This window comes from Paenibacillus sp. FSL E2-0178 (genome assembly GCF_038593005.1).
In the GTDB taxonomy this organism is placed as follows: domain Bacteria; phylum Bacillota; class Bacilli; order Paenibacillales; family Paenibacillaceae; genus Paenibacillus_AQ; species Paenibacillus_AQ phytohabitans.
On record NZ_CP151953.1, the window covers coordinates 6434913 to 6450974 of the forward strand.

Genomic DNA, 16062 nt, shown 5'->3' on the forward strand with positions numbered 1-16062 from the left:
CAAATAAACAAGTTTTTTTCAGCCTTAAGCCAGGCCCGCTAAATGAGCGATGTTCATGTAGCGGGCTTTTTGCTGCGCCACGTATGGCTTCGCCCGGCCGGAACAGGAAACTGGCAACAATACAGCCCCTCTTTACAGCAATCTTGCAATTGTACAGTAACGCCGAAGCTTAATTCACGCTATTGTTAGTCATGCAAAGCCTGGTACACAGGCAACCAGCTGCAGCTAAGGAAGGAAAGGAAGGGGCTTTGGTTATGTTGAATAAGGTTCCACTAGCGGAACAAAGAGCAAGTTCAGGTACGCCGCCGGGAACGCGCAGAAGAACGTGGATTGGAAGAGAGCTTCACCATTTCCGGAACAACCGGGAGCTGTTTCTGCTCTCACTGCCGGGACTCCTGTACAAATTGATTTTTGCGTATATTCCAATGATCGGCCTGATTATCGCCTTCAAGAATTACCGGTATGATCTCGGCATCTTCGGCAGCAAGTGGGTGGGACTGGATAATTTCCGTTATTTATTCACTACGGATACGGCGTGGCGGATAACCCGTAATACGGTTCTATATAATACCGCCTACATTGTGGTAGGTACCTCGGCAGCACTGCTGCTGGCGATTCTGATGAACGAAATCAAGGCCAAGTGGAGCAAGTTCTACCAGACAGCCTTGTTTCTGCCACACTTCCTTTCCTGGGTACTTGTGGGTTATGTGGCCTATGCCTTCTTGAACCATTCGGATGGTTTCATCAACCGCACCTTGGAATCCTTCGGGCTGAATCCGGTGAGCTGGTACCAGAATGCGGGGCCATGGCCGGTGATTCTCATTCTGGTTCAATTATGGAAAGTGGTGGGGTTCAACACGCTGATTTATTTTGCCGGCATTATTGGCATTAACAGCGAATATTACGAGGCAGCGCGGATCGACGGGGCGACCAAACGGCAGATGGCGTTCAAAATCACAATCCCCCTGATGGCCCCTATCATCATCATTATGCTGATCTTGTCCATCGGCAACATGTTCCGCGGCGACTTCGGCCTGCATTATTTTATCCCGAACAACTCAGGTTTTCTCTACGGCTCTACGGATATCATCGATACCTATGTGTACCGTGCGCTGCGTGAAGTCGGCAATGTAAGCATGTCTGCGGCTACAGGCTTTTACCAGTCGGTTGTGGGTCTGGTGCTGGTGCTGACGGCAAACGGAATCGTGCGCAAAATTGATTCTGAACATTCCCTGTGGTAAGGAGGTGCCCTTAGCGTGGGCAAAAAATTCGAATTTTCCAAGCTGTTCATTAATCTGCTGTTTACGGTGCTGTCGATTGTGGTCGTCCTGCCGTTTCTGCTGGTCATCGCCGTATCGCTGACGGATGAGAAGTCGCTGACCGAAAACGGGTATCAGTTTATCCCTACAACCTTCAGTCTGGATGCCTACCGCTATCTGCTGGACGCTCCTGACATTCTGCTCCGGGCCTACGGGGTAACCTTCACGGTGACCATTATTGGTGCGCTGGCCGGCCTGCTCCTGACTGCGATGACTGCATACGTGATCTCACGGCAGGATTACCGGTATAACCGGGCGACGACCTTCTATGTATTTTTCACCATGCTGTTCAGCGGGGGACTCGTTCCTTCCTACATTCTTATTACGCAATATCTGCATCTGAAAGACAGCCTGCTGGCGCTGATTCTGCCCATTCTGCTGTCACCGTTCAACATCATGGTCATGAAAGGTTTCATGTCCAAAATTCCGCTGGAGATCATTGAATCGGCCAAAATCGACGGGGCGCGGGAATTCCGTATTTTCTTCAAAATTATCCTGCCGCTGTCGACGCCTGCGCTGGCTACTCTGGGTCTTCTGATTTCCTTCACGTATTGGAACGAATGGTTCAACGCGATGCTCTACATCGACGATCCGAACAAGGTGCCGCTGCAGCTGCTGCTGGTGCGGACGCTCAACAGCATCGAATTTCTCACTACGAACTCTGAATTTACCGGACAGCTGGGCATCGATCTATCGAGTTTCCCCAACAGCTCGGCGCGGATGGCGATTGCCGTACTGGCCGGCGGACCGATGCTGGTGATCTTCCCGTTTTTCCAGCGGTTTTTCGTCAAAGGGCTTACGGTTGGCTCCCTAAAGGGTTAACATACAATTACATGTACAAAGTACAGGAGGTCACTTACATGAAAAGGAAGCTGTTTGGAGTTCTGGCATCCGTATTGCTCGCCTCATCGGTGCTATCCGGCTGCGGAGGCAATAATAACGGCGGTAACAGTAATGCCGGGAAAGGTACCGATGGAAGCGGCGGAGCGGAAACCGCGCAAAGTGCGGCCCCGGAATCAGGAAATGCAGGCGAGCTGAAGCCGGTCGAACTGACCTGGTATTATCCGCTGTCGCAGCTGCAGGCTGATCAGGAGAAGGTGCAGGAGGAAGTCAACAAGCTGGTGAAGGCGAAGATTAATGCCACAGTGAAGCTGATGCCTGTTGCCATCGGGGACTATGTGCAGAAGATGAACACGGTGCTTGCGGCGGGCGAGAAGTTCGATATTCTCTGGACCGGCTACATGCTGAAGCCCGAAGAGCTGGTGCGCAAAGGAGCCATCCAGCCGATGGATGCCCTGCTTGATGAATACGCGCCGGAGCTGAAGGCGGATGTGCCGCAGGTGATGTGGGACGGTCTGTCGGTCGATGGGGAGATTTACGGTATCCCGAACCAGCAGATCAACGGCTCCCGCTACGGATTTATTATCCAGAAACGTTTCGCTGACAAGTACAATCTTGATACCGCTTCCATTAAAAAAATTGCCGATATTGAACCGTTCCTGGCCCAAATCAAGCAAAATGAACCGGACATCATTCCGTTTGGCCTATTCGGCACTTCCTTCATTAATCCGCAGTCCCATGACGACAAATACTGGGTAGTTCCGGGGCTCGATGACCATTTCTATATCAAAACAGATGATCCTACGTATACATTGCAGCGCTATCCTGAGGAAGAGCTGGACAATTTCCGGCTGGCCAGCAAGTGGTATAAGGAAGGCTATATTTACAAGGATGCAGCTACAGAAAAAATGAATGATTATCTGGTGAAAGGCCAAATTGCGGTCGATTTCAACGTTACTCTGAAGCCGGGTGTGGAAGCTGAGGTGAAGGCCAAAAACGGCGGCAACGAGGTTATCACGGTTCCGCTTAGTGACTGGTTCTCCAACGGCTATTCGGCTACGACCAACCAGTCGATCAGCCGTACGGCTCCTAATCCGGAGCGTGCGATGATGTTCCTGAATCTGGTGAATACCGATAAGGAGCTGTACAATCTGCTCTGCAATGGTGTTGTTGGTGAGCACTATGACAGAACCAATGGGGACTACATCAAGGCAAAGGCTGATTCCCGATATCTGCCGAATGTGGACTGGGTTTTTGGTAGCGTATTCAACTCTTATCTGAAAGAAGGACAGCCGGAGAATGTCTGGGAAGAGACCAAAAAGATCAATTCCACTTCAGAGGTCAATCCTGTAGGTGCCTTCAAGTTCAATTCCGAACCGGTGAATACGGAGATCGCCAACCTGAATGCGGTCTGGGGTGAATATAAACGGGGACTGGTTACCGGAACACTCGACTTCGAAGAGACCTGGCCTGCATTATACGGCAAGCTGAAGGAAGCGGGCGAAGAGAAATATGTAGCAGAGGTAACCAAACAATTCGAGCAATTCCTTAAGGATAAAGGTCTGAAGAAATAAGCCTCATAGAGAATATACCTGCACCTTTGGAGGAGATCACAGGAACCTGCTGCTCATGGATGGCTTCGCCAAGATAGAATACCGGCGGAGCCGTTATCATTCCAACCGGAAAGGAAGAGGAGCCTTGGTTAGAAAACGTTTGCTTGCAGCCCTTGCCGCCAGTATGTTGTTCACGATCAATCCTGCCCCGCCGATTGCGGGTACTGTATCAGCGGAGGGCACGACTCCAGGGGCGGTCATTTATGTCGCCACAAATGGAAGCGATTCCAATAATGGGACGCAGAATGCCCCGTTTCTGACTTTGGAGAAAGCCCGGGATACCATCCGGACGCTGAAAGCGGAGGAAGGCTTGCCGGAGGGCGGCGTCACTGTGTATTTACGCGAAGGAAGGTATGAACGGACGTCCAGCTTTGAGCTGCGGCAGCAGGATTCAGGCGAAGCCGGCAAGCCGGTGACTTACACGGCTTATCCGGGTGAGTCCGTGACTTTGTCAGGTTCGGAGCAGCTGGCCAAGTCAGCGTTCGTTCCGGTTACGGACACGTCGGTGCTCAGCCGTATTATAAGTACAGAGGCTAGAACCAAAGTGCTGGAGGTGGATCTTGCAGCGCTCGGGATCACCGATTACGGTCAGCTCAGCCGTCATGGCTATTATCTGGCCAATGATCTGAGCGAGGTGCCGCCGATGGAGCTGTATGTGGCCGGGCAGGGCATGACGCTGGCCCGCTGGCCCAATGAGAGCACCGTCCAGATGGATGAAATCCTTGATCCCGGCCCGACAAGGAAGGACCCGAACGGGGAGGTGCATACGCGTGGCGGCACCTTCACCTATACGTATGACCGGCCCCAGTACTGGACCCAGGCAGATGATATCTGGCTGGACGGGATCTTTGGCTACAGCTGGGAATGGTCGTATAACAAGATTGCTTCCATTGACACGGCTGCCCGAAGCATCACCCTCCGTTACGGGGAAATGAGCGGCATCTTCAAGAACTGGTATCCGGACTTCCATTTCGCGCAAAATCTGCTGGAGGAAATTGATATGCCGGGCGAATATTACATCGACCGCCAGGCGGGCAAGCTGTATTTCCTGCCGAACGCCGAGTTTGCAGCGGATAACCCGGATATTGAAGTGACGATGCTGAAGAGTCCGATGATTAACGCGCTCAATGCTTCGTACATTGATTTCTCCGAGCTTGTGCTTGAGAATGGCCGCGATTCTGCTGCAGTGTTCATGGGCGGAAGCCATATGCGTATTCTGAACAGCGAGATCCGCAATTTCACCAACAGCGGGGTACTGGTTAACACACAGAGCCGGTTCTATTACAACAACTTTGAAGGAGCACCGGGAACGGACCACGCCATCATCAGCACCCATATTCACCATATCGGCGGCACCGCCGTCACGCTGGCGGGCGGCAACAAAACGACGCTTGCGCCAGGGAATAATGTGGTGGAGAATTCGCATATTCACGATTTTGCCTACTATCACAAAGCCTACAATCCCGGGGTGCTGTTGTCCGGCGTCGGCAACCGCATGTCGCACAACGAGCTGCATGATGCGCCCCATCCGGGTGTGCTGATCTTCGGCAATGATCATACCGTGGAGTATAACGAGATCTATGATGTATGCACCACCTTCTCGGATCTCGGCGCGATCTACATGAACGCCGGCGAGCAGCCCCATGAGCGGGGCACGGTCATCAGGCGCAATTACTTTCATAACATCGGCGAGAGCAAGGCCGGAGTGGAGGGCGTATATCCCGACAACTTCACGATGGGATTGACTATCGACGAGAATATTTTTTACAAGATGGGCAATTCGGCTATTAAAAACAACGGCGGCGCGCATATCCTGACCCGCAACAATATTTTTATCGACAGCAAAATTCCTTATGATTATGCGGATATGTTCCTGGGCGATGAGCCGGATGATCAGGTACCGCTGAACTACATGCCGAAGTGGCAGGCGCTGTTCGCGGCAAACAATAATTTCACCGGAACCCCGTATCTGACGAAGTACCCCGAGCTGGCGGATTTCTTCACGGAGAACCGGTATTATCCCGACACCAATACGTTCCAGGGGAATGTCGTCTACAACCCGTCGGTTCCGCGCAGTGTAACGACCAATGTGTACGGGGCATACGACAAGTTCGGGCTGGTCCAGTACGCCAATAACTGGGTGACTGCCGCAGATCCCGGCTTCACCGACCTGGCGGGAGGCGATCTGTCGCTGCGGCCGGATGCAGATGTCTTCGATGTCATTCCCGGGTTTCCAGACATTCCGTTTAACGACATCGGCGTTACTGGCAAAGCTGGCACGACAGCAGGCACGGACAGTTATCCTGTTCAGGGAGTAGCCGTCTATGACAGCGAAGTTACCGTGGACCGCTGGAAAACGCTGAAGCTGCGCACGGCGGTGCTTCCTTGGAACGCGGATCATCCCATCCTGACCTTCACTTCGGCCGATCCCGGTATCGCAGCTGTGGATACGGCAGGTATTGTAACCGGCCAGGCGGTCGGCAGCACGGTCATTACGGTAGCCTCGGCGGAGAATCCGCTGCTGACGGCCACGGTTACGGTGAACGTGGAGGCAGGGGACGGCGTGATGGACTTCACGGATTTCGAATCCGGTGCGAACGGCTGGCTCCAGGATGCCAACCGCAGCATTGAGAAGATTGGCACGAACCGCTGGTACAAGATTCTGAACGGAGCCTCGTCGCTCAGTGCCAAGTCCTTCTCCGATTACGAACTGAGCTTCAAGCTGAAGACACCTGAGGTTATAGGGGATAATGCGACCCTGTATATCTTCGACCGTCAAGTTGGCAGCGGCTCCAGCCGGATCGGGTACAAGACGCGGGCGGACGGAAGCTCCGCCTGGCTGCTGTACAATTCGGCCTGGACGGTGCTGAAGGAGGTTAAGCTGCCGGGACATGATCTGCAGCCGAATACGGAGTATGCGGTTAAGATGCTGGTGAAGGGGGGCGACATCAGCGTCTATCTGGATGGAGCCTTCCGCCTGAAGGGCAATGATCCGGGGCATAACGCGGCAGGAAAAGTCGGCTTCTATGTCAGCAATGTCAGCCAGATGCATTTCGATGACATTCAGTTCAAGGCACTTACGACTACGCTGGCCGGAATCATTCCGGCGGAGAGCAAGGTGCGTATTGCCGCAGGGGAACAGCGGCAATTGCAGCTGGCCTTTGATCCTGCGGATACGCCGGACACAAGCGTAACCTGGCAGTCGGCCAATCCGGCGGTTGCCACGGTGGATAGCACGGGAGTGGTTCACGCCGTATACGAAGGGGAAACCCTTATCTCGGCTGTGTCAACGGTAAATCCGCTCATTAAGACGGATATTACAGTAACCGTCTCGAGCATCATGCATGAGACGGATTTCGAGAACGGGGGCAACGGCTGGCCGGTAGATCCCAACCGCAGCATCGCCGCTGATCCGGACGGGAACCGCCGCTATAAACTGCTGAACGGTGCTACCGGCCTGCTCGACCGCAGCTTCACTTCTTATCAGCTGGAGTTCAAGCTGAAGACGCCGCCAGTGATGCCGGATAACGGCATCCTGTACATCTTCGACCGCCAGGACAGCTCCGGATCCACCCGGATCGGCTACCGTACCCGGGCAGACGGAACCTCCGCCTGGATCCTGTATGACACAGCCTGGCAGAAGCTGACCGAGACGGTCCTGCCTGGACATGACCTGCTGCCGGATACGGAGTATGAGGTGAAGGTGACGGCCCGGGACGGAGATATTGCCGTATCTGTGGACGGCTCGCCAAGGCTCTCCGGCAGCGATCCGGGGCACCGCCCGTCCGGCAAGGTCGGCTTCTATACCAGCGGCTTCGCCTATATGCTGTTCGACGATATTATCTTCTCGGTATTGCCGTAAATCCAATCTAAGCTTCGAGGGCGCTCTTCCTGCGGGAAGGGCGCTTTTACAGTTGAGCAGGCTGGGAATCTAAGAGGAGCATTTATGTTCCCACGTTAACGAGCCACCAAGGTAAAAAAAGAGCATCCGAGGCTGCGCCTCAGATGCCTTGTATTTAATATTGTTCTACGACTGGTTAAAATCTTATAAATCTTCTACACTGGCAGGCAGATTTTTACCCGCTGCATTTGTCTTCGTGTACATTTTATTGAGTATCACCGTTTGCATGATAATGAATATACCGCCTACCGCCCAATATAACGGCAACGCGGCGGGCATAGCAAAAGAAGATAAACCCATCATAACCGGTGATAACAATCCGATAAAAGCCATTTGGCTATTTTGATTCTGCTGAGGCTGTACTGAAAGAGATTGAGACACACGGAACTGAACGTAATACACCGCAGCCGCAATCAGCGGCAAAATCATATCTGTTGTCCCCAAGTTAAACCACAGAAAATCGTGAGCGGCAATCTCCGGGGTACGGCGAATGGCATAATAAAATGCGAGAGTGATCGGCCATTGGAGAAGCATCGGTAAACACCCCATGTTTAAGGGATTGAATTGATGCTTCTGGTAGAGCTGCATCATCTCGGTTTGCTCTTGTTTTTTGGCATCCGTACTGACATCGTTCTTATACTTCTCCTTAAGTGCAGTTAATTCCGGCTGGAGGACGGCCATCTTTTCTTTCATAACCATTTGTTTCTTGGTTTGATTCATCATGAGCGGCAGGATCGCAAGTCTGATGATGAATGTCATCACCACGATCGCTAATCCGTAGTCTCCGTGAAAGGTATCCGCAAAGAATTTGATTAAGAGCGAAAATGGATAAATGAAAAAATGGTTAAATATCCCTGGTGAACCGGCATTAATCGGATTGGATTGGGATGCTGCCGAACACCCGCTGAGCATAATGACCGGAATAACTCCAATCAAGATGACGAGAATGGGCTTGGCCCATTTTTGTAGCAACATAATCTTTTTCATCGTTGTCCTCCCTAATTGAAAGTATGGATATCAATGTGGGGAAGGACTATGGTCTTCATCATCAGGTGCTTCTCTTCGTCTGACGGTACGTACTATCCACTTCTGAATGCTGCCCGGTTGAGACAGTCTGACAGCCACATACCAGGTTGAACCGGCTGCAGCAATTGTTTCATGACCCCAGTGTATCTCTTGTAAAGAAAAATGGGTGAATGGAATTAACACTAAGGAAGAGATGAGCGCAATTGAGAATGCCAATTGAACCAAGTCATAAAAATGCTCCAGTCAAGTTCACCTCCGTATGAGCTGTATTGGGAAAATTTGAATAATGGTTATACGATTCGAAGAACTGTGTGGTTTCATTAACCTGCCTGTTAACTTAAAACCTTAAAAGCGGTTCACCGCGTTATAGATTCAATGGATGCTGTTCCTGTATTTCTCGGGGGAGATTCCTTTATTCTTCTTGAACATCTGGCTGAAATAAGACGGGGACAGATTACCTACTTCTACCGCGATTTCCCCGATGGATTGGCTGGTGTTGGCGAGCAGGATACAGGCTTCTCTGACACGCCGCTGCATCAGATATTCGGAAGGTGTGATGCCGGCATATTGTTTGAATACATGCGAAATATGGTAGGGAGACAGATGCAGGCTGGCAGCCAGCGCCTCAAGGCTGAATGGCTCCTTGTAATGTTCATCCAGCCATTCGGTAATCCGCTGGACATGTGAGCTGCCGCGTGAATGAAGGAGATTGTCTTCGGACAGGACACCAGGCAGCCGGGTCTGAAACAGCCGGATAAGCTGGAGGATGAGAATTCCTGTGTTCTCTTCCTGTCCGGCAGCAGCGTGCTCGGTGCACTGGTGCAGCTCTTTCAGCACCTCGGGAATCCGGGTGTCATTCATTCCGTAGAATACCGGCTGCCGCAGGCTGCCCCTCCACAGGTTCCGGAAGAATTGCCCCAGGATAGGGAACGCGGAAAGATAATGGTCCATGAAACCAGGATCAAAGGTCAGATTGGTCCGGATATAGGAACGGCCTTCTGCCGGAGGAACCATTACACGGTGCAGCTGATAGGGCTGAAACAAAACCAGTGTATGATCCTCAATAGGGTAGGTCTGATTCTCCACCATGATCTCACCGCAGCCGCTGTAAATGTACAGGATTTCAATTCCCCTATGCGCATGAAAATAGAGGGATTCGCCGTCAATATATTTATATTTGTACATAAACAAACCGGGGTCCATTCCCTCGGGCAGATGATTGTTACTATTCCTGTCCATGCTTATGCGACGCTCCCTTATCAACCATAGTTTACTGCTATTAATTCCATTACTGCTAACTTCAGTATAAATAGGCGGCTGGCAAAAATAAAACTGCGATTTCGGCCACTCTTATAAGACTACAATCGCCAACCAAGCAACGAACGAACCAAGCAACCAAATAACCAGCCAATCCATGGCTCTGTGGCAGGGTAACTGTGAAAATCCCATCCTCCACTCCTAAAATGTTGTAAGTAATACAGCTTTGGTTCCCGGATACCAGGGCGTTCGGGAGAATTGTTGTATGAAATACAGGAATCATCCCGCTAAGCCGCTTGGAGGAGGAGAATTGCTGCATTTTCTGCAACAATTCCGGATTTGGGACGATTTGATGAGGGGAATGTTGTATTTCGTGCAGCAAAAACCGGCAGGCCTCACGGAAGGGGGGCTGCCGGTATAAAGGGTATCAACCGGATGCCACAGTTGATGTTGCGCACCAGCAGATCAGATTCTAGTCAATGAAGATGCAGTACATGCTATCCTCGTTCGTACCAATACCCCGGAACACCCTGCTGCAGACGCAGCAGCGCCTCCAGGAAGAAGTAATCCCCCCAGATCATGAAATCATCCGGAGATGAGTTCCCTCTGACTGAATAGGAGCCATGACGCAGAAAGCCTTCTTCCGATGGGCTGCCGGCGGTAAAGTAGCGGTTCAGCAGAGAATCCATCGATTTGTTGACGGCTTCCTCATACCATGCCCGTTCCGGGTCCTCCTCCGGCAGGTGCTCCAGCAGCTCAAGGAGACCGCATACAACGATGGCGGAAGCTGAACTGTCGCGTGGAGTGGACTCCTCCTGCAGGGCATCGAAATCCCAATACGCGACATGGTCGGCGGGAAGATGCTCCAGGAAATAGCGGGCCATTCTTCTGGAGGTTTCCAGATAATGAGGCTCTTTAAAATAGCGGTAAGCTAAAGCAAAGCCGTAGACCCCCCAGGCTTGTCCCCGCGTCCAGGTGGAGCCGTCCTGATAACCTTGTGCGGTTCCTCCGCGCAGGGCATTCCCCGTCTGCTGGTCAAAATAAAAAGTATGGTAGGAGGAGTCATCTCCCCTCACCAGGAAGCGGCGGCTTTTCTCGGCGTGAATCCGGGCATACTCGGCATAGCTGGGATCTCCGGTCTGTTCAGTGGCCCAGCAGAGCAGCGGAAGATTCATCAGGCAGTCGATAATAATCCGGCCCCCGTTGTCTGCATCACCCTCCGGTCCCCAGGCCTGAAAGAGCTGCGGGGCAGAGCGCCAGCGCTTCATCAGTACATCAGCTGCCTGCAAGGCCAGCAGACGCGAAGCCTCATCCTTCTCGGTGATCCAGCGTGCCTTGGCGGACAGTGAATATAGGAAGCCGATATCATGATGATCGAGCTCCTTTCCGGCAATCATGCGATTGTTGAAGGACTCAACCGTCCGGATGGCGGCGGCGTGAATCTCCGGATCTTGGCTGTATTCATAGCTCAGCCACAGGATACCGGACCAGAAGCCTTCCGTCCAGCTGGTATGGTCTGTCAGATGATATTTGCCGTCGCCCATGCTTACAATTGGAGATTTGTCACCAAAGCGCTTGATGTTAAGGCGGGTGGTAGAGAGCGTGTGCTCAATCGCATTTTTCCAGTTCATAATAACCTCCATAATATCGCTATATTGTTCTTATGGTTATTATAAGCCTGCTGCTATGTTGGTTTGTTGCGCGAATTCTTAGGTGAATTGCGGTTTAGTAGGAACGGTGCCGGAACCTGTTACGCGGGGAGAGAGTTGTTTGTCACAGAACTCCGGTCTAGTTTGTCTACAGGATGTACAGCAAAGAAAATAGGATGGAGGCAGAGCGCCCGTGGCAGGGCGGTTTGTGTCTGTTGCAAAGCGTTTACTAAATACCGGCCTATGGATATAGGCTATAAACCAGGAGGAAATAGACATGAAAATTGTAGTGGTTGGCGGCAGCGGACTTATTGGAAAGCAATTGGTGAGCCGGCTTCAGGGGCTGGGTCATGAGACTGTGGCTGCATCACCTTCTCTGGGCATCAATGCTATGACTGGTGAGGGGCTGGCAGAAGCGCTTAAAGGGGCTGATGCCGTTGTTGATGTAGCAAATTCACCTTCGTTCGCAGACGATGCTGTGCTGGAATTCTTTGCGACAACGACCCGAAATCTGCTGGCTGCTGAAGCTGAAGCAGGAGTGAAGCATCATGTGGCATTATCTGTAGTGGGGACTGACGGCTTGCTGCAGAGCGGTTATTTCCGCGGAAAAATGGCTCAGGAGGAGCTGATCCAGGCTTCCCCGGTTCCCTACACCATCGTGCGTGCGACTCAGTTCTTCGACTTCGCCGAGGGCATTGCCTATACCGCTACAGAAGGGGATGTCGTCCGCCTGCCTTCAGCCTGGGTACAGCCCATAGCCTCTGAGGATGTAGCAGCTGCGCTGGTTGATTATACCCTTGAAGCCCCAGTGAACGGGATAGCCGACCTGGCCGGACCGGATAAGCTGCCTCTGGATGAATTCGTCCGGCAAGCGCTGAAGGCTAAGGGGGATGTGCGTCAGGTGGTCGGCGATTCGGAGGCACGTTATTTCGGAACAGCATTGCAGGATCACTCGCTTGTTCCGGCCGGAGACCATCCGCGAATTGCGCCGACACGGTTAACGGACTGGCTTGCAGCTTCTGTATCAGAAGCTTAATAGATCTACAAAGAAACCGCCATCCTCCGGGCAAGTTTGCAAAAACTTCAGCCTGATGGGAATGGCGGTTTTTTATCTAAAAAAGCTGAGAATACTCCACCTCGATAGGGTGGGGATGAATCAGCAGTTTTCGATTTCAAGACGAACATATGTGCTATAATATGAATGAGATCACTAAAAGGAGGTGTTGCACATGCTCGTGTCTGCGCAGGAGGTTTCTTCAAAACCCCTGGTTCATCAAGCCTATAAATATCGGATCTACCCCAATACAGAGCAAAAGCAACTCATTCGTCGAATGTTTGGCTGCTGCCGTTTTGTGTTCAATTACTTCTTGGAAGCTTGGAATCAAAGGTATGTGGAAACGGGAAAAGGCTTGTCTTATCACGCTTGTGCAACACAACTCCCCGGTTTAAAAGCACAATACGACTGGCTGAAAGAAGTCGATAGCATCGCTTTGCAGTCGGCTGCTCGTCATGTGGCGGATAGCTTTGATCGTTTTTTCAAAAAGCAAAATCAAGCGCCACGCTTCAAGAGCCGAAAGCATCCGATTCAAAGTTACACGACCAAATTCACCAACGGGAATATCGCCATGGAGGGCAGTCGCTTGAAGCTCCCAAAAGTCGGCTGGATACGTTTTGCAAACTCCCGGAAGCTGGAAGGCCGGATATTGTCCGCTACCGTTCGTAAAAACGCCAGCGGGAAATTTTTCGTTTCGCTCGTTTGCGAAGTTCAAAAGAACCCTCTGCCCCAAGTGGATACACCTATTGGCATCGACTTAGGCTTGAAAGAATATGCAGTATGCTCAAACGGGGAACATATCGCCAATCCTCGCTTTTACCGTCAATACGAGAACAAGCTGGCGCTTTGGCAGCGGCGGATGGCTCGGCGTACTCCGGGCGGCTCCAACTGGAAGAAAGCAAGGCAGCATATCGCTCGTATTCACGAACGCATTGCCAATAAACGAAATGACTTCCTCCACAAGCTGACCACGAGACTGATTCGTGAAAACCAAACGATTAGTATCGAACATCTGCGTGTGGCGAATATGATTCAGAACCCCAAGCTTTCAAAATCCATTGCTGATGCGTCTTGGGGCGAGTGGGTGCGACAGCTGACGTATAAAGCGAAATGGTATGGACGAAATCTTCGGATCGCCGACACGGTTGAGCCGACCAGTCAGCGTTGCCATGTGTGTGGCACGATCCACCCCGAGGTGAAGAACCTGTCCGTTCGGGAATGGACATGTACGGCCTGCGGGACGATCCATGACCGTGACGAAAACGCCGCTCACAATATTGAACAAGTAGCGGTTTAACCGCCACCTAACCAAACGATAGAATTCAACATTTCACTTGCGTCAAAAATGTAAAACTGCGGGAACGCAGGGATCGCTTGCTCCATAAGAAGAGGGTACTCTTCTGTTCGCAAGAATCCGCCACTTCAAGCGTTAGCTAAGTGGGGGAGAATTCAAGAAAGACAGGATCGATATGTTATGAGGCGGGTACCAGCGGGCTTCTAGCGGACCTGAGTATAAACATTCCAGCTGTTCACCAAATGACCCACGGCAAACAGGAATGCAGGGATCAGGAGCAGCCAGGACTCAAGCCAGAACCCAAGCAGCATGAAGTAGATTGCCGGAAAGACGGCCATAGGAATAGGAATTCCAAGCCAAGGCGTGAATAACACGGCAAATTCTCTCGCATTCCAGTAAAAGCGGGCCCAGCATACATAATAAATCAGCAGGCAGACAGCCATCAGCACGGCAGACAGGCCAAGGGACTGCTCTGCAAGCTTACGGCCCAGGAGAATAGGCATCATGAAGCAAGTGATCTGGCCTGCCCGCTCCAAGATCGTGAAGATCAGGGGTGTAGAGGCCAAAGAATCAGGAGCATTCCGGGGCGGGAAGAAAATGAAGATCAGATTCGGCAGCAATACTAATAAGGGTATGATGAATCCTTTAATGTGCAGACCCATGTGAACTCTCCATCCTATAGTTCCAAAGTAGATTTATGCATTCTGGCATTGCGGAAATGAAGTTTGTCTTTGCCTGATACTACGATTGCGTTCCGCGGACAGTTTGCCGCACACTTCATACAGAAATCACATTTGTACCCATGGTATGGCAGATCATCGACCACTACTATATTACCGGTGGGACATTGCAGAACGCATAATTCACAACTGATGCACTTGGAGGGGACTGTCCGCAATCTGAGCATCAGCCGCATCGACATCCAGGGCAGCACGGTTCTTCTGGAGAGAACGGAGACGGCCTTCGACCCGGGATACTCTGACTTCCAGGCGGATTCACCGGCAAGTGCCTGATGGATAAAAGTCTCAGCTTTCTGATAGGCTGCGCTCAGCCGGGCCTGATCCTCCTCCGGTCTTGCTTCAGCATTCAGCATATTATTAGGCATACTGATCTCGCAGGCGGAGACAGGGATGTAGCCCTTATTCTTCAGCAGGGTATAGAGCGGCTCCAGAATATGGGCTGAGTTATTGAGCGTAGCGATCACATATACTTTGGTGCCCTGGCTCTTCGGGAGCCGCCGGAGGAATCTCCAGATGAACGGGGATACGGACTGCGAATTGACCGGGAAGGCAAGCCACAGGTCATTAACCGGACTGCTTGGCATATATCCGCTGCCGATCAGGTTCAGGGAGATGCGGATGTTATAGGTCTTAAGGGTTCTGCACACGAAGTCTACAATCGCTTTCGTATTGCCCGTACCGGAAAAGTAATACAAATCCACGGTTTTATTCATTCGGCGGGTTCTCCTGTTCTGCGATTTCCTGCTCCAGCAAAGCTATGGTCTGCCCGCACCAGTCCGCATAAGACTCCCACAGCTTCTGGCCAAAGGACAGGACCATCAGAATGCGGCTGTGATTACTGTGGACATCCAGATTCTGCTTCAGCTGTTCCTCGAATTTGCCGAACAGCTGCTGCTGCCGCCGGTGGTTGATTTCAAACTCCCGGACATACTCCAGCATGGTGGCGGATGAGGAGGAATTGGAAAAATACAGCTTAAGCAGCAGCTCGTAGCGTACGGTTTCTTTTTCCACCGGTGTCTTAAGCCATTCCTGTAATTCGTATCTTCCGGATGCGGTTATCTGGTACTTGATGCTTTGTTTGCTGTTCTTGCCTTCCACAGAAACAGGTTCCTCACACACAGCGATCAGGCCCCCCGCAGCCAGCCGCTTCAGTTCCGGATAGATCTGGCCAAAGCTCTCACTCCAAAAAAAGGAAAGCCGGGTATCTACAATTTTTTTGATCTCATACCCAGTCAAGTTCTCTTCGTTTAATAGTCCCAGTAACACGTAACCTGTCTTGCTTCTGTTAGCAGCCATATGCACGCATCCAATCTGTAAGATATATCTTTTAGATATAAAATACTGCAAGGATTATCTAAAGTCAACCGTT

At 51.6% G+C, this 16062-nt stretch carries 13 protein-coding genes; 7 read left to right on the plus strand and 6 right to left on the minus strand.

What is annotated here, in order from left to right:
* Window positions 1–254: 254 nt before the first annotated feature.
* The 4 genes from MHI42_RS28000 to MHI42_RS28015 all read left to right on the plus strand — a co-directional run bounded on the left by MHI42_RS28000 (window position 255) and on the right by MHI42_RS28015 (window position 7634).
* Entirely contained in the window at window positions 255–1241 is a 987-nt protein-coding gene (locus MHI42_RS28000) for an ABC transporter permease subunit (RefSeq protein WP_342421297.1), read from the plus strand.
* 15 nt (window positions 1242–1256) lie between these two features.
* Window positions 1257–2141 (plus strand): ABC transporter permease subunit, encoded by an 885-nt coding sequence (locus tag MHI42_RS28005; protein ID WP_171720849.1) that lies wholly within the window; start codon window positions 1257–1259, stop codon window positions 2139–2141.
* A gap of 38 nt (window positions 2142–2179) precedes the next feature.
* Window positions 2180–3733, plus strand: a complete 1554-nt coding sequence (locus MHI42_RS28010; protein ID WP_342421298.1) for an ABC transporter substrate-binding protein — start codon at window positions 2180–2182, stop codon at window positions 3731–3733.
* Between the two features lie 124 nt (window positions 3734–3857).
* Window positions 3858–7634: an Ig-like domain-containing protein gene (locus tag MHI42_RS28015; protein WP_342421299.1), complete on the plus strand. Its 3777-nt coding sequence runs from the start codon at window positions 3858–3860 to the stop codon at window positions 7632–7634.
* A gap of 183 nt (window positions 7635–7817) precedes the next feature.
* On the opposite strand, the gene yidC is transcribed toward MHI42_RS28015, so the two are convergent.
* Together yidC and MHI42_RS28025 are read right to left on the minus strand one after the other, a co-directional pair.
* Entirely contained in the window at window positions 7818–8660 is an 843-nt protein-coding gene (yidC, locus tag MHI42_RS28020; RefSeq protein ID WP_342421300.1) for a membrane protein insertase YidC, read from the minus strand.
* Between the two features lie 411 nt (window positions 8661–9071).
* A complete protein-coding gene (locus MHI42_RS28025) occupies window positions 9072–9938 on the minus strand; it encodes an AraC family transcriptional regulator (RefSeq protein ID WP_342421301.1) in 867 nt (288 codons plus the stop codon).
* 283 nt (window positions 9939–10221) lie between these two features.
* Here MHI42_RS28025 and MHI42_RS28030 point away from each other — a divergent pair, with 283 nt between their 5' ends.
* On the plus strand, window positions 10222–10377 hold the full coding sequence (locus tag MHI42_RS28030) for a hypothetical protein (protein WP_171720854.1): 156 nt from the start codon (window positions 10222–10224) through the stop codon (window positions 10375–10377).
* 76 nt (window positions 10378–10453) lie between these two features.
* Here MHI42_RS28030 and MHI42_RS28035 read toward each other — a convergent pair whose 3' ends face one another.
* Window positions 10454–11587, minus strand: coding sequence for a glycoside hydrolase family 88 protein (locus MHI42_RS28035; RefSeq protein ID WP_342421302.1), 1134 nt, complete (start codon window positions 11585–11587; stop codon window positions 10454–10456).
* A gap of 295 nt (window positions 11588–11882) precedes the next feature.
* Here MHI42_RS28035 and MHI42_RS28040 point away from each other — a divergent pair, with 295 nt between their 5' ends.
* Both MHI42_RS28040 and tnpB read left to right on the plus strand, forming a co-directional pair.
* Window positions 11883–12641, plus strand: a complete 759-nt coding sequence (locus tag MHI42_RS28040) for an SDR family oxidoreductase (protein WP_342421303.1) — start codon at window positions 11883–11885, stop codon at window positions 12639–12641.
* A gap of 193 nt (window positions 12642–12834) precedes the next feature.
* Window positions 12835–13956, plus strand: coding sequence for an IS200/IS605 family element RNA-guided endonuclease TnpB (gene tnpB / locus MHI42_RS28045; RefSeq protein ID WP_342421304.1), 1122 nt, complete (start codon window positions 12835–12837; stop codon window positions 13954–13956).
* Window positions 13957–14156: 200 nt separating this feature from the next.
* Here the strand turns inward: tnpB and MHI42_RS28050 are convergent, their stop codons facing one another.
* From MHI42_RS28050 to MHI42_RS28060, 3 genes are read right to left on the minus strand one after another with little or no spacing between them, the layout of a single operon-like run.
* On the minus strand, window positions 14157–14615 hold the full coding sequence (locus MHI42_RS28050; protein ID WP_171720857.1) for a hypothetical protein: 459 nt from the start codon (window positions 14613–14615) through the stop codon (window positions 14157–14159).
* Between the two features lie 14 nt (window positions 14616–14629).
* Window positions 14630–15406, minus strand: a complete 777-nt coding sequence (locus tag MHI42_RS28055; RefSeq protein WP_342421305.1) for an EFR1 family ferrodoxin — start codon at window positions 15404–15406, stop codon at window positions 14630–14632.
* Window positions 15399–15989: a PadR family transcriptional regulator gene (locus tag MHI42_RS28060; RefSeq protein ID WP_342421306.1), complete on the minus strand. Its 591-nt coding sequence runs from the start codon at window positions 15987–15989 to the stop codon at window positions 15399–15401. Before MHI42_RS28060 ends, MHI42_RS28055 begins: the two co-directional genes overlap by 8 nt.
* Window positions 15990–16062 lie beyond the last annotated feature (73 nt).

Coding starts and splice junctions, on each gene's coding strand:
- MHI42_RS28000 (WP_342421297.1), top strand. CDS start 255: ATGTTGAATAAGGTTCCACTAGCGGAACAAAGAGCAAGTTCAGGTACG.
- MHI42_RS28010 (WP_342421298.1), top strand. CDS start 2,180: ATGAAAAGGAAGCTGTTTGGAGTTCTGGCATCCGTATTGCTCGCCTCA.
- yidC (WP_342421300.1), bottom strand. CDS start 8,660: ATGAAAAAGATTATGTTGCTACAAAAATGGGCCAAGCCCATTCTCGTC.
- MHI42_RS28025 (WP_342421301.1), bottom strand. CDS start 9,938: ATGGACAGGAATAGTAACAATCATCTGCCCGAGGGAATGGACCCCGGT.
- MHI42_RS28030 (WP_171720854.1), top strand. CDS start 10,222: ATGAAATACAGGAATCATCCCGCTAAGCCGCTTGGAGGAGGAGAATTG.
- MHI42_RS28035 (WP_342421302.1), bottom strand. CDS start 11,587: ATGAACTGGAAAAATGCGATTGAGCACACGCTCTCTACCACCCGCCTT.
- MHI42_RS28040 (WP_342421303.1), top strand. CDS start 11,883: ATGAAAATTGTAGTGGTTGGCGGCAGCGGACTTATTGGAAAGCAATTG.
- tnpB (WP_342421304.1), top strand. CDS start 12,835: ATGCTCGTGTCTGCGCAGGAGGTTTCTTCAAAACCCCTGGTTCATCAA.
- MHI42_RS28050 (WP_171720857.1), bottom strand. CDS start 14,615: ATGGGTCTGCACATTAAAGGATTCATCATACCCTTATTAGTATTGCTG.
- MHI42_RS28055 (WP_342421305.1), bottom strand. CDS start 15,406: ATGAATAAAACCGTGGATTTGTATTACTTTTCCGGTACGGGCAATACG.
- MHI42_RS28060 (WP_342421306.1), bottom strand. CDS start 15,989: ATGGCTGCTAACAGAAGCAAGACAGGTTACGTGTTACTGGGACTATTA.